23 protein-coding genes and 4 pseudogenes are annotated in these 24,537 nt (G+C 57.2%); 11 read left to right on the top strand and 16 right to left on the bottom strand.

Going from position 1 to position 24,537, the window contains the following annotated elements:
• The first annotated feature begins 122 nt into the window (after nt 1-122).
• Nucleotides 123-851 (top strand): histidine kinase N-terminal 7TM domain-containing protein, encoded by a 729-nt coding sequence (locus EA473_RS07410; RefSeq protein WP_124195023.1) that lies wholly within the window; start codon nt 123-125, stop codon nt 849-851.
• Between the two features lie 389 nt (nt 852-1,240).
• Here EA473_RS07410 and uppS read toward each other — a convergent pair whose 3' ends face one another.
• Nucleotides 1,241-2,179, bottom strand: a complete 939-nt coding sequence (gene uppS, locus EA473_RS07415; RefSeq protein WP_124195024.1) for a polyprenyl diphosphate synthase — start codon at nt 2,177-2,179, stop codon at nt 1,241-1,243.
• 366 nt (nt 2,180-2,545) lie between these two features.
• On the opposite strand from uppS, the gene EA473_RS07420 reads away from it, so the two are divergent.
• Both EA473_RS07420 and EA473_RS23050 read left to right on the top strand, forming a co-directional pair.
• Nucleotides 2,546-2,746 carry a DUF7835 family putative zinc beta-ribbon protein gene (locus EA473_RS07420; protein ID WP_124195025.1) on the top strand — a complete coding sequence of 67 codons (201 nt, stop codon included), beginning with the start codon at nt 2,546-2,548 and terminating at the stop codon, nt 2,744-2,746.
• 318 nt (nt 2,747-3,064) lie between these two features.
• Complete coding sequence (locus tag EA473_RS23050; RefSeq protein WP_279387653.1) at nt 3,065-3,199, top strand: hypothetical protein; 135 nt, start codon at nt 3,065-3,067, stop codon at nt 3,197-3,199.
• A gap of 1,578 nt (nt 3,200-4,777) precedes the next feature.
• Here EA473_RS23050 and EA473_RS07430 read toward each other — a convergent pair.
• The 3 genes from EA473_RS07430 to EA473_RS07440 form a co-directional block, all read right to left on the bottom strand.
• A complete protein-coding gene (locus tag EA473_RS07430; protein ID WP_124195027.1) occupies nt 4,778-5,707 on the bottom strand; it encodes an NAD-dependent epimerase/dehydratase family protein in 930 nt (309 codons plus the stop codon).
• Nucleotides 5,704-6,621 (bottom strand): NAD-dependent epimerase/dehydratase family protein, encoded by a 918-nt coding sequence (locus tag EA473_RS07435; protein ID WP_124195028.1) that lies wholly within the window; start codon nt 6,619-6,621, stop codon nt 5,704-5,706. Before EA473_RS07435 ends, EA473_RS07430 begins: the two co-directional genes overlap by 4 nt.
• 68 nt (nt 6,622-6,689) lie before the next feature.
• A complete protein-coding gene (locus EA473_RS07440) occupies nt 6,690-6,872 on the bottom strand; it encodes an HVO_A0556 family zinc finger protein (protein WP_124195029.1) in 183 nt (60 codons plus the stop codon).
• A 195-nt stretch (nt 6,873-7,067) separates the two neighbouring features.
• Between EA473_RS07440 and EA473_RS07445 the strand changes: the two genes are divergently transcribed.
• Nucleotides 7,068-8,297: a glycosyltransferase family 2 protein gene (locus EA473_RS07445; protein WP_124195030.1), complete on the top strand. Its 1,230-nt coding sequence runs from the start codon at nt 7,068-7,070 to the stop codon at nt 8,295-8,297.
• A gap of 112 nt (nt 8,298-8,409) precedes the next feature.
• Here EA473_RS07445 and EA473_RS22730 read toward each other — a convergent pair.
• Nucleotides 8,410-8,578, bottom strand: a pseudogene (locus EA473_RS22730) (phosphoglucomutase/phosphomannomutase family protein); the annotation flags it as partial.
• 65 nt (nt 8,579-8,643) lie between these two features.
• On the opposite strand from EA473_RS22730, the gene EA473_RS07455 reads away from it, so the two are divergent.
• Complete coding sequence (locus tag EA473_RS07455; protein ID WP_124195031.1) at nt 8,644-8,850, top strand: hypothetical protein; 207 nt, start codon at nt 8,644-8,646, stop codon at nt 8,848-8,850.
• A gap of 497 nt (nt 8,851-9,347) precedes the next feature.
• Here EA473_RS07455 and EA473_RS07460 read toward each other — a convergent pair whose 3' ends face one another.
• Both EA473_RS07460 and EA473_RS23215 read right to left on the bottom strand, forming a co-directional pair.
• Complete coding sequence (locus tag EA473_RS07460) at nt 9,348-9,905, bottom strand: metal-dependent hydrolase (protein ID WP_124195032.1); 558 nt, start codon at nt 9,903-9,905, stop codon at nt 9,348-9,350.
• 868 nt (nt 9,906-10,773) lie between these two features.
• Nucleotides 10,774-11,442, bottom strand: a complete 669-nt coding sequence (locus EA473_RS23215; protein WP_394341301.1) for an NUDIX hydrolase — start codon at nt 11,440-11,442, stop codon at nt 10,774-10,776.
• A 134-nt stretch (nt 11,443-11,576) separates the two neighbouring features.
• On the opposite strand from EA473_RS23215, the gene EA473_RS07470 reads away from it, so the two are divergent.
• The gene (locus EA473_RS07470) at nt 11,577-12,548 is read left to right on the top strand and encodes a sugar phosphate nucleotidyltransferase (protein WP_124195033.1); all 972 of its coding nucleotides are present in this window, start codon (nt 11,577-11,579) and stop codon (nt 12,546-12,548) included.
• Between the two features lie 35 nt (nt 12,549-12,583).
• On the opposite strand, the pseudogene EA473_RS07475 reads toward EA473_RS07470, so the two are convergent.
• Nucleotides 12,584-12,929: pseudogene (locus tag EA473_RS07475) on the bottom strand (hypothetical protein); the annotation flags it as partial.
• Nucleotides 12,930-12,967: 38 nt separating this feature from the next.
• Between EA473_RS07475 and EA473_RS07480 the strand changes: the two are divergent.
• Nucleotides 12,968-13,648 (top strand): IS6 family transposase, encoded by a 681-nt coding sequence (locus EA473_RS07480; protein WP_124195035.1) that lies wholly within the window; start codon nt 12,968-12,970, stop codon nt 13,646-13,648.
• An 8-nt stretch (nt 13,649-13,656) separates the two neighbouring features.
• Here the strand turns inward: EA473_RS07480 and EA473_RS22735 are convergent.
• Nucleotides 13,657-13,894, bottom strand: a pseudogene (locus EA473_RS22735) (UDP-glucose 4-epimerase); the annotation flags it as partial.
• On the opposite strand from EA473_RS22735, the pseudogene EA473_RS07490 reads away from it, so the two are divergent.
• Nucleotides 13,886-14,721 (top strand): annotated as a pseudogene (locus tag EA473_RS07490) (phosphoadenosine phosphosulfate reductase family protein); the annotation flags it as partial. The pseudogenes EA473_RS22735 and EA473_RS07490 sit on opposite strands and share 9 nt — an antisense overlap.
• A gap of 71 nt (nt 14,722-14,792) precedes the next feature.
• Here EA473_RS07490 and EA473_RS07495 read toward each other — a convergent pair.
• The gene (locus tag EA473_RS07495; protein ID WP_124195036.1) at nt 14,793-15,248 is read right to left on the bottom strand and encodes a GDP-mannose mannosyl hydrolase; all 456 of its coding nucleotides are present in this window, start codon (nt 15,246-15,248) and stop codon (nt 14,793-14,795) included.
• Between the two features lie 9 nt (nt 15,249-15,257).
• Nucleotides 15,258-16,181, bottom strand: a complete 924-nt coding sequence (gene rfbB / locus EA473_RS07500) for a dTDP-glucose 4,6-dehydratase (protein ID WP_124195037.1) — start codon at nt 16,179-16,181, stop codon at nt 15,258-15,260.
• Nucleotides 16,182-16,234: 53 nt separating this feature from the next.
• Between rfbB and rfbD the strand changes: the two genes are divergently transcribed.
• Nucleotides 16,235-17,134, top strand: coding sequence for a dTDP-4-dehydrorhamnose reductase (gene rfbD, locus EA473_RS07505; protein WP_124195038.1), 900 nt, complete (start codon nt 16,235-16,237; stop codon nt 17,132-17,134).
• Between the two features lie 95 nt (nt 17,135-17,229).
• Here rfbD and EA473_RS07510 read toward each other — a convergent pair whose 3' ends face one another.
• The 3 genes from EA473_RS07510 to EA473_RS07520 are packed head-to-tail and all read right to left on the bottom strand — an operon-like array spanning nt 17,230 to nt 18,998.
• On the bottom strand, nt 17,230-17,409 hold the full coding sequence (locus tag EA473_RS07510; RefSeq protein WP_124195039.1) for a hypothetical protein: 180 nt from the start codon (nt 17,407-17,409) through the stop codon (nt 17,230-17,232).
• Nucleotides 17,410-17,411: 2 nt separating this feature from the next.
• Nucleotides 17,412-18,485 (bottom strand): glucose-1-phosphate thymidylyltransferase, encoded by a 1,074-nt coding sequence (locus EA473_RS07515; protein WP_124195040.1) that lies wholly within the window; start codon nt 18,483-18,485, stop codon nt 17,412-17,414.
• Between the two features lie 48 nt (nt 18,486-18,533).
• Entirely contained in the window at nt 18,534-18,998 is a 465-nt protein-coding gene (locus tag EA473_RS07520) for a dTDP-4-dehydrorhamnose 3,5-epimerase family protein (RefSeq protein ID WP_124195041.1), read from the bottom strand.
• A 136-nt stretch (nt 18,999-19,134) separates the two neighbouring features.
• On the opposite strand from EA473_RS07520, the gene EA473_RS07525 reads away from it, so the two are divergent.
• Together EA473_RS07525 and EA473_RS07530 are read left to right on the top strand one after the other, a co-directional pair.
• Nucleotides 19,135-20,772: an alkaline phosphatase family protein gene (locus tag EA473_RS07525; protein ID WP_124195042.1), complete on the top strand. Its 1,638-nt coding sequence runs from the start codon at nt 19,135-19,137 to the stop codon at nt 20,770-20,772.
• 4 nt (nt 20,773-20,776) lie between these two features.
• Complete coding sequence (locus tag EA473_RS07530; protein ID WP_124195043.1) at nt 20,777-22,306, top strand: oligosaccharide flippase family protein; 1,530 nt, start codon at nt 20,777-20,779, stop codon at nt 22,304-22,306.
• A 74-nt stretch (nt 22,307-22,380) separates the two neighbouring features.
• Here EA473_RS07530 and EA473_RS07535 read toward each other — a convergent pair whose 3' ends face one another.
• Complete coding sequence (locus tag EA473_RS07535) at nt 22,381-23,517, bottom strand: glycosyltransferase family 4 protein (protein WP_124195044.1); 1,137 nt, start codon at nt 23,515-23,517, stop codon at nt 22,381-22,383.
• Between the two features lie 284 nt (nt 23,518-23,801).
• On the bottom strand, nt 23,802-24,482 hold the full coding sequence (locus EA473_RS07540) for an IS6 family transposase (protein ID WP_124195045.1): 681 nt from the start codon (nt 24,480-24,482) through the stop codon (nt 23,802-23,804).
• Nucleotides 24,483-24,537 lie beyond the last annotated feature (55 nt).

Here is a 24,537-nt window from a genome sequence, read left to right on the forward strand (position 1 = left end):
CTTCTCGTCATACTAGAACGGATTAAACATCCATCAGACGACCGATTATGTGGAAGCGGCAACTGAGAGTGTGATCGAGCCGATCACACAACGTATATGAATACTGAACAGTAGTATACAGTATGTCGTCTGCGGCGTGGGTCACGTGGCTGCTGGTGGGAAGTGCCGTCGGTGTCGTTATTTCGACGTATCCGTACCTGGCGACGGTGATCGCCTACCGACAGCGGGACAACGGGTTGGCATATATCGTTCTTTTGATGGGGGTTGCGATCTGGAACGGGCTGTTCGTCGCTCAAGCGTTGGATCCGGACCCACTCGTGAAGGGGTTTTTTCTCACGCTCTCGATGGTCGGTGCTGTCTTGACGGCACTGGGGTGGTTCCTCTTTGCGAGTACCGCGAGCACAACGCCGCCGCTCTCACGAGCGCGGCTCCTGTATCATCTCGTTGCGGTTCTGGTCGGGGTCGATATCCTCCTCATGGTGACCGCTCCCAGTCACTCGATTTCGTGGACGATACTCCCGGAGAGCGGTCCCCTCTCGACGTTCGTGATACTCTCCCCGCATGCGGGCTACTGGTTCCATACGGCGTTGCTGATCGCGTTGTTTACGGCGGGCGCAGTGTTGTTTGCCCGTGCCTGGTGGAACGGCATTGACACCCAGTATACGCGTGCGTACGCCGTGTCCGGACTCCTAACAGCTGTGGCTGTTCTCGTGAGTAACAGCGTTCATCCCGGCGTCACGGTCGCCCCGCTTGCTGCGGCGTCACTCACGACGATCGGGTGTGTGCAGGCCTATCAAAAGCGGACCGCGAAGGTACCGATTCTCTGGCGGTGGCTCGACCGATCACCGTGAGAGTCCTCGTCGTGGCTCCGGCGTTCGATCACCACCCGTCGCGGATTGGGTGAGACGGGAATCGCGATACCAGCGCTGGCATCTTCCCGTCACCACCGTCGTCGCGTCTCTGTCACCCTCGAGAACAGCGCATCGCCTCAGCTTTTGGACTCAACCGTCACTGTCTCTCCGAAGCCGAGCGACGTTCTCTCCACTCCCGTTCCAGACGACGGGACCGAAGCCCTCGATGAGCCATGTACGACCAATCGCTCGCGCACGCGATGTAGCACTATATCCCGTGTGTCGTGAATTCAGCTCAGTCATCACCTGTGTCGCGAATTCAGCTCGTCCCGGGATTTGGGTAGGCCTCAGCCAAACCGGAGGTCCTGGCACCCGCTCGGAACCGAACGTTAATCCGCATTCGCCGGGCGCTCTTCTGGGGCTCTCTCACGCGGTTCAGTCCGGTCAGTACGGTCCGGTTCCGCAAGCGGATCCTGAAATCGATCGATGATTGAGTGTGCGTCCGGGAGCTCCGGCCCACTGATCGTCCTGCAGAGCGTCCGGGCGCGTTCGACTCGCGTCCGTCGCCACGACTTCTCTCGGCGTTCGTACGTTCGAACCCCGCGAAGGAAGTCGATCTTCCTGAACTCGGGCCAGTACGGCGTACAGAAAAAGACCGCGGCCTCGTTTCCGTTCGCGTGCCACGGGAGGAAATTCGACGTCCGCTCGTCCCCACCCGTCCGAATAATCAGATCGACGTCGCGAATCGGGCGCTCGTACAGACGCGCTTCGATCACGTCGACGTCGATGTCGTCGGGCTCGAGCGAGCCACGCTCGACGTCGCAGGCGGTGGTTCGGGCCGCCTCGAGGAGCTGATTTCGGCCACCGTACGCGAGGGCGATATTCAGTGTGAACTGCCCGTACCCCCGGGTTCGGTTCTCGGCGTACCGAGCCGCATCCCGGACTCGAGGTGGGAGTTTGTCGACGTCTCCGATCGCCCGGATTCGAACGCGACGCTCGTGTACCTCGGACGTATCCGCGAACTCGCGGAGTTTCGTCTCGATGAGATCGAACAGCGACTCGCGTTCCCCTCGCGGCCGCTCGAAGTTCTCCGTCGAAAAGGCATACACCGTGAGCTCGCGAACCCCCAGCTCTTCGCACCACTCGAGGACGTCCTCGGTCGTCTGCGCTCCCCGCCGGTGGCCCGCCGACGGATCGACTCCTCGGTTCCGGGCGTAGCGTCGATTTCCGTCCTGAATTATCGCGACGTGGTCCGGGCAAGAGTCGATAGACCGACGGAGGTGTCGCTCGTAGATGGTCTCGACGCGTCCCCGCACCCAGTCCCTCATCAGTATTGTCAAAACAGTCCGAGGATATGTATGTTGTTGTAGGCTCGAGCGGCGACCGGCTGGCGGGGAGAACTCGAGTCGGCGCTACTCCCAGCCGATCGCGTTCGGGGGGTAGTGGCCGAATCAGCGGATACGGGTTCGAACGCGTTGCTCACGGCGTCGAACTGACTCCAGGCCAGCCGAAAACGTCGTCTCAATCCGGGCCGGTTTTGAATCCCGCCAGCGGGTCCCGCGCCACGGAGATGGTTCGAGATTCCGTCGGTCGAACCGTGGTCGGATCTTCGCTTCGGGGTAAATTGAGTGTGGTAAGTGCAATCTCCTGGAACTATTCGGATCAGTTATGGTCATTCAATCGAATGGATCCGCATGACCGTTTCAGAGAACCCCGTCAATACGCTCCCGGAACGCTGTGAGAGTTGCGACGGCGTGACCCAGCACGTCGTGACGGTACAACTCATCACCGAAGGCGATTCAGCTGACAACAGCCCCTACTCGCGGGAACCGTATCGTATCGCGGAGTGCCAGCGGTGTGGGGAGACACAGACGCTGCGGATGAACGACGCCTGAGACGGGTTACTGCACGTCAGTTCCGGCCCATCCGCGACCCGAGCGACTGGTGGGTCGGGACATCGTTCCAGCGGTCCGTATGAGCCACCGGCTCTTTGCCGGTTTCGCGATCCGGATGCACGAGAACCGTCTCTCGTCGGGGCTGTCATAGCACAGTTCGGAGCCCCCCTCGGAATTACCCGGAGAACGGGAAGTACAGGCGAAGGGCTTACCGGAACGGCCAGCGGTGCTCGTTGCAGAGTATTCCATTGGTGATAAGTACAAATAACACATATGTTCAAGTGGATACAGTTGTTTGCTTACATGAGAGGGGTTCAAATGGGGGACCAACAAACCACAGCGGACTCGAGTTCGGACAGCACCCTCGAAGAAGCGACGCAGGAAGAAGTCGATGCGGCGATGGAAGACGTCGAACAGACCGAAGAGAACGCCGATGACATTCTGATCGCCTAACCGTGAGACACAGGACAGATGAGAGACGAACTCGAGTCGACACCGGCCTGTTCCGATGGGGAGCATACGCCCGTCTGGGATCCGAACGAGGGAACGAGCGTCTGCGAAACCTGTGGACGGACAGGAGCTGAAATTGTCAACGACCTCGGACACAGTCTGTATCCCTGATTTCTGATCCGCGTCACCACTCGCTATGAGTTATTTTGGGCAACAGGTATATGCTTACTCGCATAATTAATTGTTATAGCGAGGGTCCGGATGCCTGTCGTTGCCACGACCGAAAAGCGCCCGGACGGACGATCACCCTCGCTACTAACCTCACCGCATCCGATCGAAGCCGGCTGTCCAAGGACTGGGGGCCTTGGACCGCAACGGCTTTTCGACGTGTACAGCTATCGTGGATAGCCACAGCACCGCTGGAGTGTCCGCTCACTGTCCAAGGTTTTCCGGATCGCATCGCTCTAGCGCCACGTTTTCAACCAGCCTATGTGCTTGGCTCCGCCAGTTTGTTCGATCGCTCGGCGACACGTCGCTGAAACGGACAGCGTCATCCCTTGCCGATGGGACGTCGTCACGGCTTTGGGGGCCGCCGGCCACTCGTTCACTGCGTTCGCTCGCGAGAGCAGTACCACTACTGGCTCACCACGTTTGCTTGCCGTGTCACGCGACTCCGGCCAGCCCGCTCGTTGGCTTCTTCTGGCCGTGTGAATTGAGTTGCGATCCGGCGGTCGGCTAAGTCGCTACAGACGAATAAGTGCGGTCCCGGAATGGCGCAATGTATGGTTGACAGCCATTCACGGGACAGCACCCCTTGCCGCTAGTCGGAAATCAAGTTGTTGGTTAGCGCAATCGGAACCGGCCTCGCGAGAGTCTCTCTCCGACCCCCCAAAGGTAATACGTATGAACTGTCCCGTGCTATTATATACCAGGAACGTATTGCGTTGAAATGGACGGGGAAAGGGAGCTTCGTCAATAGTCGATCACTCCTGCAATCACTCCTCGTCCCCCCACGTATGTCCACGGCGAGACACGACGCAATCGATGGGGTGTAGGGGATGGCGATCGTCTCATCTGTCCGATCGTCTTGCTGGGACAACTAACACCCACCCAGCCCTACGAATCCGTTCCCCGCGACCGCATTTATACAGAGAGTCGGTCTTACTGCATCGCCGAAGCGGTCCCGGTCAGTGCGGATTCTCAAGCCCGGTCGGGTCGGGAGCCTCCGCGATCGACTCGGGGCGCTCGTCGGAACCGGCGCTCGAGCGGTACATCGCGTCCACTCGAGCGCATACCGACTGGTCGCTGATACTGTCGGACAACAGTCAGTGAGCCATCGGTCGGGACTTCGCGGCCGTCGCCATCGGAGACGGCCCCAGGAGAGTGACCGATCGTCGAACAGTTCTGTCCGGCAGTATGTAACGTGGCCGAACGCAATCTCTGGCAAGAAATCTCCGACGCTCTCGCCCCACGAAGTCCATTAAGGGAGCGTGTTGAGGCCAGGACAGCATCCGTGTGACAGGTCGATACCGACGGTGGAGTCCCAGCCAGGCGGTTACTCGTCGGGAGACACCGCGTCAGTTACTCTATTTCGTGGATTAGCTCTCGAGTGGCTTTTCGAACTGCGGCGTCGCTTTCGTCATCGGGTTCCCAGCCGAGGGCCTCAAGTTTCTCGATCGACAGCCGCATCTTCGGCACGTCGCCGGTCCACCCCCGGTCACCGCCGGTGTAGTCGTAGGCGGGGTCGAGGCCCAGTTCGTCGCTGACGATATCCGCGATACGCGTGACGGAGGTCGTCGTTCGCGTTCCCAGGTTGTAGGTGGCGAGCGGTCCGGTGGCGTGCTCGAGGACGTACAGCATCGCATCGAGGCAGTCGTCGACGTGCATGTAGGATTTCTCCTGGCGACCGTCCCCGAGGATCGTCAGCGTCTCCGGATGCTCGGTCAGTTTCTCGATGAAATCGGGGATCACCGCACCCCGCAGTCGGGGGCCGACGATATTCGCGAACCGAAACACCCGGACGGTCAGGTCGTGTGAGTGGGCGTACGTCGAACAGAGGCCCTCGTCGGCGAGTTTGCTCGCTCCGTAGGCGCTGATCGGCTCGAGGGGCGCGTGGTCTTCGGGCGTCGGTCGCGGTGCCTCGCCGTAGACCGTCGACGTCGAGGTGTACGCGAGGTCTGAAACCCCGGCGGTTTCCATCGCCTCGAGGACGTTGTAGGTCATCCGCGTGTTGGCTTCGAACTGCTCGCGCGGGGTGTCGGTGTTGACGGCCTTCGAGGCCGCGAGGTGAACGACGAGATCGAAGGCGTCGGTGAGAACCCCCTCGAGGGCGTCGGGTTCCGTGAGGTCGCGTCTGTAAAGCGTCGCGTCGTCGTGGACCCAGGACTCGTCGCCGTTCGAACAGTCGTCGACGACCGTCACGTGGTCGCCGGTTTCGAGCAGCCGCTCGGTCAGATGTGAGCCGATAAAGCCCGCGCCGCCGGTGACGAGCACCCGTCGATTTCCCGTCATCGGTACTGCTCACACACCTGCTCGATGCCGTCCTCGAGCGAAACGGTCGGTTCCCAGCCGGTCTCGTCGCGCATTCTGCCCGCGTCCGCACAGGTGTCGTGGACGTACACCGACTCGGGGATCGGGTTCTCGACGTACGTCGGCTCGATATCGGTGCCGAGTTCGTCGTTGAGCATCTCGACGAGGTCGTTGAAACTACAGGCCGTCCCGGTTCCGAGGTTGTAGACGCCGGTGAGTTGGTGTTCGGCCGCGAGCTCGAGGCCGCGAACGACGTCGTCGACGTGCGTGAAATCCCGCGTCTGCGTGCCGTCGCCGTAGAGGACGGGCGACGCGCCGCTGGCGAGGTCGTCGGCGAACTGCGCGATGACGTTCGCGTACTCCCCTTTGTGTTCTTCGGCTCCGCCGTAGCCCTGGTAGACGGAGAAAAACCGCATCCCGGCCATCGACAGCCCGTAGTGGTTGGCGAAGTACTCGCCGTATCGCTCCCGGGCGAGCTTCGAGGCCTCGTAGCCGGTGTTGACCGCCACCGGCATGCTCTCGGGCGAGGGCTCGGTCTGGCTGCCGTAAATCGACGAGGTGGAGGCGTAGACGACGGTGTCACAGCCGTCCTGGCGCGCCTGATCGACCACGTTCACGAACCCCTCGACGTTGACACGAGCGCCCGTCGTGGGATCGTCCTCGTGCATCGCATAGGAGGACAGCGCCGCGAGGTGAAAGACGACGTCGACGTCCGTCGGTAGTTCGTCCTCGAGCACGCTGTGCGTTCGGTAGTCGACGTCGGCACGGAGGTTCTCGGGCGTGCCGAGATACTCGTCGTCGATCGCGACGACTTGGTTGTCCGCCGAGAGGTGGTTCGCGAGGTTCGAGCCGATAAATCCGGCTCCGCCAGTGATCAAGACGCGTCTGTCCTGCATGGGGCAGTATCTATCACCGATCGGTGATAACTCTACGGAAAGACTGTCACGATATCGTGGTCGGATCCCTACGCTCGGTCGTCGTCCCAGACCTGCACCGCAGGCGTCTCACAGCAGTCACAGACAGCAGCAGCGTTTCCTTTGTAGGAGTCCCGGACCAGCGTTCCGTCCTCACAGTACGAACAGTTCCCCCCGACGAGCGCGTCGACGACGGTTCCAGCCGACGGCTCACTTTCCACGAGCTGTTCCATTACAGCGAATACACGTCATCCATATGCAATAAACATTTGGGCCAACCGTGGACGATTGTGATTTGATAGTCGGTTAGTGGTGTTGATGTTTGTATGCATTCGGCAAAAATATCCTTGCTACGGAACATTTGAATAGCTACTATTATTAGGTCTGCATCGAAACCACCAGCAAACTGGACAGTTAGCTCCATAATTATGTCTTCCAGATCGAAATCACACGAGGGGGAATCTCTCCAGCCTGAACGCGGGGGGCAGGTGATCGGCACGCAGTCGGCCGACGAGTTACTGGTAGATCGGACGAGCGAGTTCGATCCGGAACTGACCGTCGTCATGCCGACGCTCAACGAAGAGGCGGGGATCGAAACGTGCATCGAGTGGATCAAAGAGGGGATCGAGGAACTCCAGCTCCGGACGGAGATCATCGTCAGCGACAGTTCGACGGATCGCACCCCGGAGATCGCACGCGAGTTAGGGGCGATCGTCGTCGAACCCGACGAGGGCGGCTACGGCTACGCCTACCGCTACGCGTTCGAGCGAGCGCGCGGCGAGTACATCGCGATGGGCGACGCCGATACGACCTACGACTTCAGGGAAATTCCGCGGTTACTGGCCGAACTCGAGACAACCGGGGCGGATATGGTGATGGGCAGTCGCTTAGAGGGCGAGATCAGGCCCGGCGCGATGCCGACCTTGCACCAGTACGTCGGGAACCCGCTACTGACGAGGTTTTTGAACGCCTTCTACGGGGCCGGAGTCAGCGACGCCCACAGCGGCTTCCGGATCTTCACCCGCGAGGCCTACGAGACGATGGATCTCGAGACCTCAGGGATGGAGTTCGCCTCCGAGATGATTATGGAAGCCGGCGCGAAGGGGCTGGACATCGTCGAGACCCCGATCGTGTATCACGAGCGCGAAGGCGAGGAGACACTCGAGAGCTTCAAAGACGGCTGGCGACACGTCCGATTTATGCTCGTGAACGCGCCCGGCTATCTGTTTTTGGTTCCCGGATTGGTGTTAGGTGTGTTCGGGGTACTCGTGATGGGAACGGCAGCAAGCGGGGTATCCGTAAGCGGCGTGAATCTCGGCATCCACTCCATGATCGCCGGGAGTTTGCTGGCCATTATCGGATATCAGGTCTCGAGTCTGGGCGTCTTCGCCGCCGTGGCGAGCGACCCGATTCAGAAACCCTCCGATCCGATTACAAGGCGTGTGATAGGATCGTTGTCGCTCGAGCGCGGAGCCACCGCCGGGTTGCTCGTGTGTGGAGTCGGCGGGCTGTACGCTGGGTTATTGGTGTATCAGTGGGTCTCGAGTGGGTTCGGGTCGCTCGCGTTCACAATAGGTGCGCTTGGGGCGTTTACCGCGATCGTGCTTGGGATGCAGACGGTGTTCTCGTCGTTTTTCCTGAGTGCGGTCGATCGATAAGCGCAGGTGAGCGGGGATACTGATTCCTGTGTTGAAGCGTGTTGTGGAGTGACGAGATGTGGTGTGCGTAGCGGCGGGTGGGCCGATCACAGACCCGGCAGAACTCGGCTCGCACCAGCTTTTCGCCGGCATCGAGTACCGTGGGGACGCGGTCGTGGTCGGTCGCTTCGGCGTAGACCCGCATGACAGGTTCGGTCCCGAGAGCGGACTCCCAACCATGCGCCGTCCGCGAGCATGAGTTTGACCCCGTCCGCCGTATTCACATACTCGAGTTCAGTGCCACGGCGATACTCAGTGAACGAACGCGGCCAGAACACTAACGCTTCCAGCCGTCACCCAGTACGATATGAGCGATTGCGATCCCACCACTACGGGCCAGCAAGCCGAATCGGACCAGTCGGGGCGCCGGTCTCTCGTGGTTGCAGCACTCCACATCGAGAATGCAGCCGAACCCGATGAAGTCGTCCTGTTCACCGACGACATCAAGCACTGTACTGAATGGGTCGCGGCTAGCGGATCGAACTCCTTTGTTGAGGTCCGAGAGTACCGCTAACGCGGAACCCAGTACTATCCAGTGGTCGTGTCGTGCTGCTGTGTTGTCGCCGGCTGGATTGGTCTGGCGGTCACAGAGTGCGTACGGAGGCGGTCTCAGGATTCTGCCCGCAGTTGGTCGAGTTCGCTTCTACAGGTGCGTCATCGACGGTGGGCTGCCTGTGGATCAGTTGATTCATCGGTGGTCGGTTGGTCGGTCGCTGCGATCCCACGCGGCCCGAAGCGGTGACCGACCGCGAAGGTTAGTGCTCCAGAGGCAGACGACAGGCCGGCATAGGCGACGATGAGTGGTTCGGTGGCAACCGTGTATCCAGAAGTGGGCCCACATGCCACGTGAAGACCGCGAGAGCCATGAGAACACCGGCTGCCAGTGATACACGGTGGCGCATGCATGTCGTGGTGGGGGGTGGAAAGAGAAGCCACGGGGTGGGGAGTTCGCTCCCGGCATGGGAGACCGACGTGTTGTGGCCACCACTGTGGCGGGCTCTCCTCATTTGCTCAAGGGCGCTGCTCAGCCGTCGAAGATCGGGATAGCGCGGCGTTGATTGGGGCCAGTCCTGGATAGCCGTCACGACGCCATAGGACGAGGGCAATCGCGGCGAAGACGAACTCCGAGAGGAAGTACGGGTCGTTCAGGGAGGCCAGGAAGAGTTCGGTCACGGTCGGCGCACCGTTCTCGTACGATTCGACCGGGACGACAGGCCAGAGCAAAAAGCCGGGATCCGTCCCACCCCACAGCGCAGGGGCCGCATCAACGAGGGCGTGTGAGAGTGCGCCGATGCCGAAGGCAATCCCGGCGAGCGTGAACCCGTATCGGTCGGCAAGGATGTAGACGGTGATCGTCAGTGGAACTAGGACGAGCAGCGAATGAGCGAGCGTTCGTCCCGTTGGGAGTACGCCTAGGTACCACGCCAGTGGCTTGTCAACGAGATCGGGGAACTGACTGCCGACGATAACCGCCAGAATTGGACGGTGGACGGGTGGGCGCTCAAGCGATGTTCGTGCGTAGATCGAGTAGCAGATGTACGCGATCGCAGCGTGTCCGAGTGGCCACATTCGTTTAACGGTGTTCTCGAGGGACGTAAAAATGGGTGAAATTCGTTCCCAGCGTACAACTAGGGACGTCTGCGAGCATCGGTGGTGACGACGAGCAAGCCACCGCTCGTGGCACAGACCTCACGACGTGAGCATGCAGCCGATTTCAAATACACTCGAGTGAATGATACTACGCTACGACGCCGAGGCGGACACTGAAGTCGACCAACCGTCGACCGCTCGAGTTGCTCGAGTCACTCCATGAGGAACATGCGATTCCGGTCGAAGTCAGACAGGTCGACCCCCCAGCGAGCGCCGCTGGTGGATTTCGGTGACGACGTTGAAACCCGACCGCTCGCGGGCATGTGGGACGATTTTCACGACCACCCAAACACTACAGGAGAGGCCCGAGAGTTCCCCTTCCAAACGGTCTCGCAATCGAGAGAATATCATAGGGAACGTCGCCACCGGCGTCAGCGGCGACCCCGTCTGGGCGATGGAATGCTGGGGAACCGTCGCTCCGACAGAACCCGCCATCGGCTTGCCGAGGAGGCTGACCGGACCGGATGGCTTCGGTCGCCGACTGCGTGCCACTCGAGGACTGGTCGTCGTCGCCCATGTCATCCGATTCGGATTCTGATCCGACTCCAAATCTCAAGCCGACCTGCACGCGCTGTAAACCTGTGTCTGGGTGGATCTCTTCGCGCCCCATTATATATACCGCCTGGCCGTCCGCGCCCACTACTACGCGAGCGGGTAGTTATTCAAATGTGGGCAGCGAATCCGGCGGGACTTCGGTTGCGCATTTTCGGCCCGTGTTCAGGCGATGTGGAAGCTGAAATCAATCACAATAGGTCAAATCCAGCTGGAGACCATCCGGGAGCAAGTATTAGAGCACAAATCGGAATTGCGGGAGAGTGGTGGGTGGGACCGCATCACGTGGCACCCACTGGTAGTCGCTGATTCCCTCAGCGAAGTTCGGCCGCGGGTCCGACAGGAGGTAACAGTCGAAAATGCGATAGGCAGTAAGCGTGTGCGTATCGGACGCGTGGGCGTACCAGACGGTCTCACGAGGAGTGCCGATCGTGATTGGACAGTCGAGTTCTTCACGTAGTTCACGGCGAAGTCCTTGAGTTAGGGACTCGTCCGGCATCACACCACCGCCGGGGAGCGTCCAAAACGGCGAGCCATCGGCGTGGCGCTCCTGGACGAGCAGCACACAGTCAGCAGTTGTGATGCGTGCTTTCGCGCCGGCTCTGATTTGGTGGTCTTCAGCCACCGTTGACAGTGAAAGCGTGTCTGTAGCGTCCCATCCCCCCCTCATGAGATACATGAAGAAGATCTGGCATTTAATCCTTTCTCGGCCTTGAGAAGTTACTGTGGATGAGGCTTCCCTCACGTATGATGTCCCTCGCGACTGCGGACTCGCATCGTCTAGTGCCTCTCGAGATAATTTTCTGAAATCACCCTGATCTGTGTCGTCTACACCACCAAGCGTGCTGTAACCGAACCAACTCCAGCACGCAGGACGATTGCCCCCGGTCCACATATTCGTCATCTATTTGTTACGGTATTAGAGATAATCAGCTGTCAAAAGAATGGCTGTGAGATGAAAATGAGACTGATATCTTCTGGGGGATGTGAGCGGAACCGGGATGATAGTTACCGAAGTATACCCGGAGGATGCATTAGATGAAGGCAATCGTCCTTGCTGGCGGATACGCAACTCGCCTCTGGCCGATCACAAAACACCGTCCGAAGATGTTTCTCCCAATCGGAGAGACAACGGTAGTAGATCGTATCTTCGCCGAACTTGAAGAAGATAATCGCATCGACGAAGTTTATGTCAGTACGAACGAGAGATTTGCATCTGATTTCGAATCACACCTCGCGGAGAGCAAGTTCAACAAACCACAACTCTCGATCGAGGAGACGACTGATGAAGACGAGAAGTTCGGCGTCGTTGGGGCCCTGGCACAGCTGATCGATCGGGAGAATATCACCGACGATTTGCTGGTCATAGCGGGAGACAACCTGATCAGCTTTGACATTTCTGACTTTATCGATTATTCCCAGAAAAAAGATAGGCCGACGCTTGCTGCCTACGATGTCGGCTCCCGTGAACAGGCAAAATCCTATGGTTTGGTCGACCTCAAGGGCGACCGTGTTATCGACTTTCAAGAGAAACCTGCCGACCCGAACAGTACGCTGGTCTCGATCGCTTGTTATGCTTTTCCCCAAGAAACGCTTTCGTTGTTCCCAACGTATCTGGAGGAAGGGAATAACCCCGATGAACCCGGGTGGTTCGTCCAGTGGCTGCAAACCCGTGAACCGACATATGCGTATACGTTCGAAGATGCGTGGTTCGATATCGGTACGCCCGAAAGCTATCTCGATGCCGTCGCGTGGCATCTGGATGGGGAGTCGTGCATCCACCCATCCGCCTCACTCAAGAACACGACGGTCGGCGAGAACACCCACGTGATGGAGGGTGCCACTCTCGTTAATGTTGCGCTCGAGAACGCGGTAGTCTTTCCGGAGGCAACGATCGAAGACGCAACCATTCAGCGATCGATCATCGGCCCCACCACCTCGATCACGGGGTTCGATCTCGCAGGTGCGTTGCTCGGCCCACAACAACAGCTTTCGAACGACAGCGACTGATAGGACAAATCCTTCTGAGAGCGGTTGACCAGAACTCAGTTCGGGTTTGCGATTTTCAGGCTTCTAACCCGAGAGCAGCGATCCGATCGGCGAACTGCAGCGTCGCTTTCGTCGTCGGGTTCCCAGCCGAGAGTTTCTGGATCGCCAGGCGCATCTTCGGCACGTCGCCGGTCCAGCTTCGATTGCCGTCGGTGTGTTCGTGCGTCTGGTTGAGATCGAGTACCGCCCTGACGATATCCGCGAGACGAGTGACGGAGGTCGTGGGTCGTGTCCCACGGGGATAGGTTGCAAGCGGTCCCTCTCTCACTCAGGGACGGGCAGCATCGCTGGGTCTCCGGTCAGTTTCTCGATGAAATCGGGGATGAGGCACTGTCTAGATGAGAGTTTGAGGAATGAGCAGGTGGTGGCGAGAAGTGTCCATGCAACTCGCCAACCTGCTCAAAGAGAGCTTAGACGTGGACTGTGATGAGGTTTGGGAGAACGAGCGCACCCCGACACCCGTCAGGGTGTTCGGGGTGCGTCTCCATTCGATGGGACTGTCAGTTCGGGAGGTCGTCGCAGTGCTCGAATTACTCGGTATTGACCGTTCTCACGGCGCAATCTGGAACTGGACACACAAACTATCAGAGGAGCAGAGCGACCCGCCGACAGCGCAGCCGTCGCGGGTCGCGGTCGACGAGAAACAGATCGAAGTAGACGGCGAAAAGAAGTGGTTGTACGCCGCGATCGACACAGAATCGAAACTATTGCTGGAAATCGACGTCTTCAGCCGCCGCGGGACTGACCCCGCGGCGGCGTTCCTGCACCGCCTCACCGAGAAACACGATCTCGACGAGACAGAGTTTCTCGTCGATGCTGGCGGCTATCTGACTGCCCTCGCGCGCCACGAATTGAGCGGTCAGCTCAATTACAGTGAGCGAAACACCGTCGAAAAGTGGTTTCAGACCGTCTCAATGCGGATTGACCGCTTTCACTCTTTCTGGCGCGGCAGTCAAGCAAGCGCAAGACGCTGGCTCAGACGCTTCAGACACCACTACAACCACGATCGGCCGAATCAAGCACTCGATGGCCGAACGCCAACTGAGGAGGTACTGAACTAGACAGTGCCGGGGATGAGGGCTCCTCGGAGACTCGACCCGCCGTTGGTCACAAAGCGGCACGGTCGGACGGTTAGGTCGTATGAGTGGGCGTGCGTCGAAGCCTTCGACGGCGAGTTTGCTCGCTTCGTAGGCACTGATCGGCTCGAGCGGCGCGTAGGCTTCGGGCGTCGGACGAGGTGCCTCGCCGTAGACCGTCGACGTGTACGCACGTTCGGTGGCAGCGACCTCGTGCATGCTCTCGAGGAGTACGAGAACCCGGCCGTGATGTGGACCCGCGGCAAAGATTCGACACTGACACTGTACTTCATCAACCAGGTCGCGGCGGAGTTGGGCGACGAGAAGCCGATCGGATGTACATCGATCACTCCCAGTCTTTCGACGAGATCTCCGGCTTCGCCGACCACTAGGCCGACGCGTGGGGCCTCCTATATGCGCGCAGCGAGGGCATCGGGGCATACGTCGACGACCATGGTCTCGACCCGGATGAGGTGATTTCGGTCGCGGAGTTCCTGGAGCACAACCAGCACCACGTTCGCGACATTCTCGAGTACGAGAACGGGGCGTTCCCGCTCGAGACGTACGTCGGCAACCACCTCCTGATGACTGTCGCGCTCACCAACGCGCTCGAGGCGTACGAAATCGCCAGCGTCATCTCGGGCGGCCGCTGGGACAACAGGACGCCCGCGCCAATGAGTCGTTCTTCTCACTGCGACAGACCCCGACATCACCCCGCCTCACGATCGCGTCCAGTCGGTCGTCCAGTTCGACGAAGGTGACGGCTGGGACGTGTTCTGAAACTACGTGGTGGCCGGATACTGTGGACGTGTTCCCTCGAGGATGGGTACGTGGCACAGTCTGCCGACGACCTGCCAGAGGGTGTCGAGCAGGGTGACGTGCCGATTTCGCCGAAGTACTTTGCTGGGTTCCGATCGCTCGGGAGCGAAGTGGGCACAGAGAAGACAACCGAAGAGCCCGCCTGGTTGCAGGATCTCGAAGAGAGGACCGAGCGTGCGGGGCGAGCGCAAGATAAAGAGGATCTGATGGAGCGGCTCCGGGATCTCGGGTATATGTAGGCGATCGGTTCTACTGCTTCTCGATTATCTCGTTTTCGCACTCTAGCCCGTCGCCGAGATCCTTTTTTCGGCTACGCAATCTGTTCGAGATACTGATGAACGTATGGGTGGAGGTCCTCGAAGGGAGGTTCGAACACCCGAAGTTGGCTGTGTTGGTCGTCGGATACCGATACCTGCTGACCGGAGACCGGTTCGACGACGAACGCATTGGCAACGTAGTGGTTGCTATCGACACCGTCGATTTCGGAGGTGTCGTAGAAGTGCTCGAATACCCCGAGTTCTTCTTGAATCGCTACCTCACAGCCTAGCTCCGTTTCGGCGACTCGCTGGACGGCCTCCGTCAACCGCTCGTTCTTGAGCACGGTGCCGCCTGGGACGAACCACTCGCCTTTCGCCGGCTCGTTCTCGCGCAACCCGAGGAGGACACCGCCCTCGTATTTGACGATCAAGTCGACCGAGACGATCGGCATATTGTCGACAATAACTTCCCACTCGTCCGAAGGCACCCAGCGGTCGTTCTTATCCATCTATCGATCTCATGGACGGTGATAGTCGACCGTCTGCTCCAGTCCGTCCTCGAAGGACCACTGCGGTTCCCAGCCGAGGCGTTCGATCTTGTCCGTCTCGAGGGCATAGCGCTGATCGTGCCCGGCACGGTCCTCAACGAACGTGATCTGGTCGTCCGAGCCACCAACAGCATCGAGGATCGCTTCCGTCACTTCGAGGTTCGTTCGCTCTTCGCCGGAGCCGATGTTGTATATCTCGCCCGGCTCGCCCTCGCGGAGTACCACATCGAGTGCGCTGCAGTTATCCTCGACGTAAATCCACTCGCGAACGTTCGATCCGTCGCCGTAGACGGGCAGCTCGTCGCCTGCAGCGGCGTTTCGGATAAACTTCGGAATGAGTTTCTCCGTGTGTTGGCGTGGACCAAAGTTGTTACACGTGCGCGTGATCAGCACGGGGAGCCCGTGCGTTGTCCCGTAACTTTTTGCCAGCAAGTCGGCACTGGCTTTCGTCGCAGCGTACGGGTTCCGCGGATTCAGCCGGTCGTCCTCGCTGAAGATGCCATCGAGAATTTGGCCGTACACCTCGTCAGTCGAGATCTGGAGAAAGCGATCGATATCTGCATCTACCGCGGCTTCGAGCAGCGTCTGGGTTCCTTCGACGTTCGTCCTGACGAACGACTGCGCGCCGTCGATCGATCGGTCGACGTGGGATTCGGCCGCGAAATTGACGATCGTATCCGCGTCCGCGACGAGGTCTTCGACGAGGTCAGCGTCACAGATACTTCCCTCGACAAATTCGTGGCGGGGATGATCAAGTACGCCGTCGAGGTTGTCGAGTGAGCCCGCGTAGGTCAACGCATCGAGCGTGACGACATCGTCCTCGCGGTTTTCGAGTAGAAATCGGACGTAGTTGGAACCGATGAAACCCGCACCACCGGTAACGAGTATTTGCATACACCCACGTGTATCCCAGCATATATTTACAGTTTCGGAAAACCAGTGTGTACATGGACGTACTTGTTCTCGGCGCCGGTGGCTTACTCGGAAGCGCACTTGTCAGGCGGTGTCTCGATCGTTCGATCGCTACTGTGGGAACTTATCACTCGACCGCACCCGATTTCGAGATCCAACTCGAGCACCACAATATCCGCGACACGGCCGCGTTTCGATCGCTACTCGATACCTATCAGCCTGATACTGTCGTCAACTGTGCTGCACTCACCGATGTCGACGGCTGTGAAACGAGCGAAGCGACTGCGGCCGCGATCAACGGGACTGCACCCGGTGAACTCGCTGGCGTCTGTGCGGCCCGCGATATCCAGTTTGTCCACATTTCGACGGACTACGTTTTCGATGGCACTGCAACGGAGCCCTACACTGAATCCGAACCGACGAATCCGATCCAGGTGTACGGTGAATCGAAACTCCAGGGTGAGCAGAACGTCCAGGAGACCGATGCTGCATCGCTTATTCTTCGTCTCTCGTTCGTCTACGGCGTTCGTGGTGATACAACCGAACTGGTTGGCTTTCCCGCTTGGGTCCGTGAGACGCTCCGTGCGGGCGATGACGTCCCGTTGTTCGTCGACCAGCAGTTCACACCGACTCGAGCAGGACAGGCTGCAGCAACGATCCTCGACTTTCTCGAGACAGAGGCAACTGGAATCTACCACGTCGCAAGCCGATCGTGTGTAACGCCACACGAGTTTGGGCACAAAATCGCTCGGTTACAGGGTGCAAATGCAGACCTGATTCAGGAAAGCGAGCGATCAGACGTCTCGAGAGACGCCCCACGGCCGGCGTATACGTGTCTCGACGTCCGTGCGGTCGAAGACGAATTAGGGCGTCGACAGCCGACCCTCGAAGACGACCTCCGTGCGATTGAGACGCAGTTCGACGTCTCCGAGTAACACATAGTTCGACAGATAGGACACCCCCACGCGTTGATCGCTGCGTGGCATCTGATGGTTGTCTTACTCTCACCCAGTGCAGGCTCGCGACGATACTACAGTTCGTACTGATCGGCGTGCTCGAGGAAGAAGCGGCGTTCCTCCTCCGGGAGCTCGGCGAATCGGAGCACGTTGTCGCAACTGAGGCCCGGACACTTCATCACCCGACTCGACTCCAGTTCGTTCGCCGAGACGACGGTACCACACTGCGTGCAGGTGTGCGTAATGATGCGCATGGTTAGAGTTTAAGCTGGGAGTTTTCGCCGACGACGAGTCGCCGACCTTCCGGGAGTTCGTCGTCGGCACGACCGATATTCGCGCCGCGTCCGAGGAGACTATCAACGATCATGCCGCTCGTCTCGATCGTCGAATCTCCGATGACGACACTGTTTTCCATATGCACGCCCTCGAGACTGGAGTTCGCGCCGACGGACGTGTACGGGCCGACGTACGTTCCGGGTCCGATAACTGTGTTCTCCGCTATCGAAACCGGCCCGCGGACGACTGCACCGTCTTCGATGACCGCCGTCTCGTGCAGCGCGACCCGTCCCTCGACGGTAGCGTCGGGGCCGACGCGACCGTCCTGGTCGAGGTGGTCGTCTTCTAGTACTAGACGATTGGCTTCGAGGATGTCCTTGGGCTTACCGGTGTCTTTCCACCAGCCGTGGACGACGTGGGAGTCGATCGCGTGCCCGTCATCGAGGAGCATCTGGATCGCATCCGTGATCTCGAGTTCGCCACGCCAGGACGGTTCGAGGCGTTCGATCACGTCGAACACGTCGTTCGAGAAGACGTAGATGCCGATCAGAGCGAGGTTCGTCGGCGGCTCGTCAGGCTTCTCGATCAGTTGCGTCACGGTACCGTCGTCGTCGACGTCGGCGATTCCGAACTGTTCCGGCGTATCGACTTCCTGGAGGGCGATTCCAGCACCGTAGTCGCCAGCCTGGAAGCTTTCGACGAGGTCCGCGATCCCCTGCTTGAGGATGTTATCCCCGAGATACATCACGAAGTCATCGTCACCGACGAAATCGCGGGCACAGCCGGCCGCGTGTGCGAGGCCGAGTGGATTCCCCTGGATAATGTACGTGATCTCGACGCCGTACGCGCTGCCGTCGCCGAGCAGTTCCTGAATCTCTTCGCGGCCTTTGTTTCCGAGGATGATACCGATCTCGGTCACACCTGCGTCTTTGAGGTCCTCGATCGCGTACTCGAGGACTGGTTTGTTCGCGACTGGGACGAGCTGTTTCGGACCAGTGTGGGTTATGGGCCGGAGGCGAGAGCCTGTTCCACCTGACAGCAAGACACCTTTCATTGGTTACTGTCTCGGTTACTCTAGTCCAACTGTATATACTTTCAGTTATTATCCACTCGGCTCTTCATCCCAATCGAGTGGTATTTTATCAGTATCCGGTGGGAGTCGCTCCTCGTCAGGATCCTCGTAATCGTAGAGGTTCGTCGGGAAATTGATGAGGAATGCGGGCTCGTCACCGATCGCCTTGAATCCGTGCCAGCAGTCACCCGGAATGCGGATCGCCTTTTGTGCGTGTTCGCCGATAATGAACGTGTTGAGTTCGCCTTGCGTTGGTGAATCTTCGCGATCGTCGTAGATACCGACCTTGATTCGGCCTTTGGGGCAAACGAAGTGATCGACCTGCCCACGGTTGTGTTTGTGCCAGGCGCGGGTGATTCCCGGGTAGGTCATTGAGTAGTAGGTCATCGCCGGGTCCGGGTCGTACATGTCCCAGTCCTCGCGGAACACTTCGACAAGGTGGCCGCGATCGTCCGCGTTTACTTGAAGTTGCTTTGTCTCAACATCCTGGATCATATACGATGTCTGCTCGTGCGCTGCTTTTAGCTTTATTGAAATATTCGTGTTGTGGATCCTGGTTCCCTATCATCTTTGGACATGTTTGACCAAGCAATACCAATGGATTCATTATGTGTTGAATCAGGTTCCCAATATGAATACTCTCGTGATTGGTCTCGATGGCGGGGAGTGGGACGTGGTTGATCCCATGATCGAGGATGGACGACTGCCCAATCTTGAGCGTCTTAAAGAAACCGGTGTCTCTGGACCGCTCGAATCAATCACACCCCCTGTATCGCCGCCAGCGTGGAACTCAATCCAGACTGGCACAAATCCCGGAAAACACGGTATTTTCGACTTCAGTACGTTCGACGAGGAGTACCGTCGTACCTCTATTAACGCGTCCCATCGTCGATCGACTCCCTTTTGGACAGTCATGAACGATCACGGAACGACTACAGGATTATTCAAGGTACCGTTCACATACCCGCCGGGAGACGTAGATGGATACCTCGTAAGCGGATTCCCGACACCGAACAGCATCGAAGACTTCGTTCAACCGGAAGCACTCAGAGGCATGATCGGTTCGGCTGAAAACCTCTTCGAGGACAAGTCCCTCTACAAGGGTGGAAACGAAAGAAAATTCAAAGAGAATCTCATAGAGGTCGCCAAATATCAGACGGAACTGTTCCTTGAATTGGTTGACGACCACGAGACAGAGTTCGCAATGACTGTCTACGACGGATGTGATCGGATCCAGCACTACTTTTGGAAATACTTAGACGAATCTCACCCACGGTATGATCCTAATTCTCCCCATACCGACGCCATTGAACGATACTACGAGACCGTTGACGAGGGTATTGGTCGGATTATAGAACAAACGAGCAACGAGTGTGACATTCTGGTTATTTCTGATCATGGCTTCGGCCCACTCTCATACGACATCTATATCGATGAATGGTTGGACGATGAGGGATTCCTCACGCGAGATGCTCCCGACTCACCCAGTCGGATCGCCACCAAAACCGCGGCAGAGACACTTCAGTTCGGTTGGAACGTGGTGGGCCGAGCTGGACTGCAGGACTTGGTAAAGTCGGTACTCCCTGCCTCTTGGTTTGAGCTCGGAAATTCGCTTCAGGATAATCGACATCAAACCATCATCTGGGACGAGTCGGAAACCTTCTTTTCCACCCTGTCTGGACAGGCGCTGTTCATCAATCTCAAGGGTCGATTCACGGAGGGGACAGTAACTCGTGAGGAGTATGAGGCGGTAGTCGAACGGGTCCGTGAGTCGTTGCTCTCAATACAGCACCCGGAAACCGATGAACGACTTGTGGAAACGGTCGCTCGGAGTGACGAGGTGTATTCCGGATGGACAGTGGACGATGCTCCGGATCTCATCGTTCGCACGAATCCAGAGTACACATTAAAAAATGGCCACTCTGAACAGTTGATTCTTCCCTCGAAACAGTACGGCCAGGACAGATCCGGGGACCATCGCACTGACGGCATGTTCATCGCTTCAGGGCCGAGTTTCGACTGTGGGACGGTACAGGATGCGAGCATCATGGACATTGCACCAACCCTGCTTCATATCCACGGGTGTCCGATCCCGAAAACGATTGATGGAGAGGTGCTGCAAGGTGCGATAGCAGAGGAAATTAAGGAAACCATGTCGATTGAGTACACCAATAAATACGGCGAGACAGATGGGGAGAGACGAGAATGGAACGAAAGCGAAGAAGAGGCTCTAGAAGAACGGTTGAGTAACATGGGATACCTCAACTGAACGTATGGCCGATGAAACTGAGAGCGGGATTTTCACCCTCGCTAAACAAGGAAGTGTCACTTTTTTTGGAAACATTCTAGGAAAGGTTCTGGGGTTTTTGTTCGTCGCTACTGCAACCCGGCTTGTCACCCCTACAGAGTACGGAGTCTACACGCTAACACTATCTATCGTTCTATTTATCCAAGGATTTGTCAGTCTAAATATATACCGATCGGTCGATTACTTTATACCACAATTCCTTGACAAGTCTGAGTATGGAAAAGCCAAAGGAACACTCCGAAATGTATTCATAATTGGCATTCTTTCTTCAATAGCTGGATTTGTTATCGTACTTTTGGGTAGAACAGTTATAGCCGACGTGTTTGACGAACCTCAACTGGTCATCGCCCTTACCGTACTTGCGCTATTGATTCCGGTTCAAACGATCTACAAGATACTGATTGCGTCCTTCAATAGCATCAAACGAATGGAATACCGAATTCTAATGAAAGATTTGCTGAATCCCTTAGGCCGAATTGTCGCGATTGTCGTCCTCATAACCTCTGGGATGGGCCTCATCGGTTTGGTCGGCGGGTACCTCATTGGGGTTACATTCGCAGTGTTTATCGGCTTGTTAATTTTCATTTATAAGTCCGATTGGCTCAAGGAGTCAGAAACGGATTCGGTCTCCAACCGTGCGCTATTATCGTATTCACTTCCGTTGGTCCTTGCAGGAGTTATTTATTCACTTGTCGGACAGATCGATTATTTCGTAATTGGATACTTTCTCGGTTCGGAAGAAGTAGGTCAGTATCAGGTCGGATTTCTACTCGCCTCAAATCTACTTATTGCGCTCCAAGCGATCACTCCGATTTTCAAACCGATTGTGGCCGAAAATATGAATGATAACACACTCCTTCAGCGTCGGTTCAGACTAACGACGCGGTGGATAACGATCTTGACGATCCCTCCCGCTCTGACACTCGTGTTGGCACCAGAGCCGTATCTTTCTCTCTTGTTCACTGATCAGTACACCGCAGCAGCGACCGCGGTCGCCGCACTCTCCGTCGGATACCTTCTCAACGCTTCGTTCGGACCAGAAGGGATGATGCTCGAGGGACTCGGTCACACTCGTCTCACCCTGCTAAACACAGTCGTCCTCGTCATTGTGAACGCAACTCTAGACGTGTTACTGGTTCCTGAACTAGGAATTCTTGGAGCAGGAATCGCGACTGGAACCGCTCTTACAGTTGCTGGGATAGCTGGGGTCATTGAGGTTTATTATTTCCGTGGAATCCATCCATTTACTAAGCGATTGGTGCGGGTGTGGACAATTGGGATGGCCCCGCTCAGTGTAGGTATCGTGATTGTGTATTTAATTGATGGTTTCCTGCTCATCATCGCACTTCCCGTACTCATTGTACTTTCGTTCGTTATGGGACTTCGCCTGATTGGCGGATTCACATCCGAGGATGCGTTAGTCGCGGACCGGTTCGATGATCGAATCGGATATCCATTGGTCAAGAGCCTTCTTATGCCAGACGTTGACAAATAGGATTACATATTGATTTAGTAGAGATTGGTCACATCGGGAGAAGTAGTGACTATCAGGTACTACTCAAAGCGATGTTACAAGCTTTCGATTACATCCGCTATCTGTGGGGCAGCTGCATCGTAACTGTACTTCATGACACTTCGCTCCCGAGCGCGGCGGCCCAATTCTTGACGATAATCCTCGTTTTCAATAAGTTTCGCGATAGCCTTAGCGAGTTGGGGAACTGATTCCGGTTCAACTATCACCCCACAGTCGTCCAGTACCGTCGGAAGATCCGAGACATTGGTTGCAACGATCGGCTTTCCCATCGCCATGGCGTCGAATACCTTTGCAGGGATCTGACCCTCGGTACCGGGTATCCTACGCTGTGGAATCGTGATTACGTCAGCGGCAGCGATCCATTTTGGAATCTGGTCGAACGGCTGTTGGCCACGAACGATCAACGAATCACCCCCGATACGGCGAAGGCGTTCAACGTAGTCGGACTCATGGGCACCTACGAGAACGACACAAACGCCATCACGGCCCAGTGAGGAAACCGCGCGGACGAGGTCCTCTACCCCCTTGTGTGGCCGGGGTGTTCCCGAAAACATAATTAGGTGAGCATCGGAAGGGAGATCGAACTCCTCGCGTGCTCTATGCGTGTCGAACCGCTCCGAATTGAAAACGTCTGTATCCCGGACGTGGGGGATGATTTCCCCACCAAACTTCTCCTGAAGGAAGTGATTTGACACGATTCGGGCGTCTGCTCTCCCGGCAAACGCTTCGAGTGTTCGGTAATAATAGAACGAGTCAACTTTGATACCCTTAGGGATCCCCAGTGAGTATGCAAACAGTTTTCCAAACAATTTCCCAGGCCCATACGCGAAACCTGATTCCCAGTCGTCAATATCCAGTATGACCGGGCGGTGCTCACGAAGTCTTTTAATTAATGCGACACCATAACTTTGAACCCGTGGTTTCGAAGCAAGAATCACGTCTCCCTCAATCAAATCTAGTAGTTTTGGGACCGCTCGAGCGAAACTGTGAGTGTAAGAGGTTGTGTCGACACTCTTGTAATCGTATTCACCTTGGACTGGTAGCCAAATTTCGTCCCCCAGTGTCGGACCAACGATTTCGACTTCGTAGTTTCGCTCTAGCAGTTGTGCTAAAAGGTATGCACGCCCAAGGCAGTTATGAGAGAGGTCATGAGAAAGGACGGATATTTTCATAAGTGTGTTAATAGATACTGGCCTTAAAGATGTGTCGGAACGACCAATATCATTTATATTTAACTAATCGATTTCACAAGCCTGAATTGGAGAGCCAAGTCATGCAGTGTCGATTGACTCAACTCAAACCGTCGTTGGTTGCGAGAGTACTAACCAAGCCTCAAGTTTAGTTGTGTGACGATAGCGAACCTCTTTCGCAGTTCCACCGTACAGATTGCGTCGGGACTTAAGCGGGACTATGAGATGATATCGAACCTCCAACACATGTATATATCGGGCACTGTCTAGTTCAGCACCTCCTCGACCGGTGTTCGACCATTGAGCGCTTGATTCGGTCGATCGTGGTTATAATGGTGTCTGAAGCGTCTGAGCCAGCGTCTTGCGCTGGCCGGACTGCCCCGCCAGAAGGAGTGAAAGCGGTCGATCCGCATTGAGACGGTCTGAAACCACTTTTCGACGTGGTTTCGGTCGCTGTAGTTGAGTTGACCGCTCAATTCGTGGCGCGCGAGGGCAGTCAGATAGCCGCCAGCATCGACGAGAAACTCTGTCTCGTCGATTTCATGTTTCTCGGTGAGCCGATGCAGGAACGCCGCCGCGGGGTCAGTCCCGCGGCGGCTGTAGATGTCGATTTCGAGCAGAAGCTTTGATTCTGTGTCGATCGCGGCGTACAGCCACTTTTTCTCACCATCTACCTCGATCTGTTTCTCGTCGACCGCGACCCGCGACGGCTGCGCCGTCGGCGGGTCGCTCTGAGCCTCCGAAAGCTTGTGCGTCCAGTTCCAAATTGCGCCGTGAGAACGGTCAACGCCGAGTAATTCGAGGACTGCAACGACCTCCCGAACCGACAATCCCATCGAATGCAGACGCACCGCGAACACCCTGACGGGTGTCGGGGTGCGCTCGTTCTCCCAAACCTCATCACAATCCACGTCTAAGGTCTCTCTGAGCAGGTTGGCGAGTTGCATTGGACACTTCTCGCCACCACCTGCTCGTTCCTCAAACTCTCATCTAGACAGTGCC

Source organism: Natrarchaeobius chitinivorans, assembly GCF_003841505.1.
GTDB lineage: Archaea > Halobacteriota > Halobacteria > Halobacteriales > Natrialbaceae > Natrarchaeobius > Natrarchaeobius chitinivorans.

Bases quoted from the DNA above. Each gene is read 5' to 3' on its own strand.
- EA473_RS07470 (WP_124195033.1), top strand. From the start codon at position 11,577: ATGAAGGCAATCGTCCTTGCTGGCGGATACGCAACTCGCCTCTGGCCG.
- EA473_RS07440 (WP_124195029.1), bottom strand. From the start codon at position 6,872: ATGGAACAGCTCGTGGAAAGTGAGCCGTCGGCTGGAACCGTCGTCGAC.
- EA473_RS07445 (WP_124195030.1), top strand. From the start codon at position 7,068: ATGTCTTCCAGATCGAAATCACACGAGGGGGAATCTCTCCAGCCTGAA.
- EA473_RS07435 (WP_124195028.1), bottom strand. From the start codon at position 6,621: ATGCAGGACAGACGCGTCTTGATCACTGGCGGAGCCGGATTTATCGGC.
- EA473_RS07410 (WP_124195023.1), top strand. From the start codon at position 123: ATGTCGTCTGCGGCGTGGGTCACGTGGCTGCTGGTGGGAAGTGCCGTC.
- EA473_RS07515 (WP_124195040.1), bottom strand. From the start codon at position 18,485: ATGAAAGGTGTCTTGCTGTCAGGTGGAACAGGCTCTCGCCTCCGGCCC.
- rfbB (WP_124195037.1), bottom strand. From the start codon at position 16,181: ATGCAAATACTCGTTACCGGTGGTGCGGGTTTCATCGGTTCCAACTAC.
- uppS (WP_124195024.1), bottom strand. From the start codon at position 2,179: ATGAGGGACTGGGTGCGGGGACGCGTCGAGACCATCTACGAGCGACAC.
- EA473_RS07510 (WP_124195039.1), bottom strand. From the start codon at position 17,409: ATGCGCATCATTACGCACACCTGCACGCAGTGTGGTACCGTCGTCTCG.
- EA473_RS07455 (WP_124195031.1), top strand. From the start codon at position 8,644: ATGAGCGATTGCGATCCCACCACTACGGGCCAGCAAGCCGAATCGGAC.
- EA473_RS07430 (WP_124195027.1), bottom strand. From the start codon at position 5,707: ATGACGGGAAATCGACGGGTGCTCGTCACCGGCGGCGCGGGCTTTATC.
- EA473_RS07530 (WP_124195043.1), top strand. From the start codon at position 20,777: ATGGCCGATGAAACTGAGAGCGGGATTTTCACCCTCGCTAAACAAGGA.
- EA473_RS07540 (WP_124195045.1), bottom strand. From the start codon at position 24,482: ATGCAACTCGCCAACCTGCTCAGAGAGACCTTAGACGTGGATTGTGAT.
- EA473_RS23050 (WP_279387653.1), top strand. From the start codon at position 3,065: ATGGGGGACCAACAAACCACAGCGGACTCGAGTTCGGACAGCACCCTC.
- EA473_RS07520 (WP_124195041.1), bottom strand. From the start codon at position 18,998: ATGATCCAGGATGTTGAGACAAAGCAACTTCAAGTAAACGCGGACGAT.
- rfbD (WP_124195038.1), top strand. From the start codon at position 16,235: ATGGACGTACTTGTTCTCGGCGCCGGTGGCTTACTCGGAAGCGCACTT.
- EA473_RS07525 (WP_124195042.1), top strand. From the start codon at position 19,135: ATGAATACTCTCGTGATTGGTCTCGATGGCGGGGAGTGGGACGTGGTT.
- EA473_RS07460 (WP_124195032.1), bottom strand. From the start codon at position 9,905: ATGTGGCCACTCGGACACGCTGCGATCGCGTACATCTGCTACTCGATC.
- EA473_RS07495 (WP_124195036.1), bottom strand. From the start codon at position 15,248: ATGGATAAGAACGACCGCTGGGTGCCTTCGGACGAGTGGGAAGTTATT.
- EA473_RS07535 (WP_124195044.1), bottom strand. From the start codon at position 23,517: ATGAAAATATCCGTCCTTTCTCATGACCTCTCTCATAACTGCCTTGGG.
- EA473_RS07480 (WP_124195035.1), top strand. From the start codon at position 12,968: ATGCAACTCGCCAACCTGCTCAAAGAGAGCTTAGACGTGGACTGTGAT.
- EA473_RS23215 (WP_394341301.1), bottom strand. From the start codon at position 11,442: ATGACGAATATGTGGACCGGGGGCAATCGTCCTGCGTGCTGGAGTTGG.
- EA473_RS07420 (WP_124195025.1), top strand. From the start codon at position 2,546: ATGACCGTTTCAGAGAACCCCGTCAATACGCTCCCGGAACGCTGTGAG.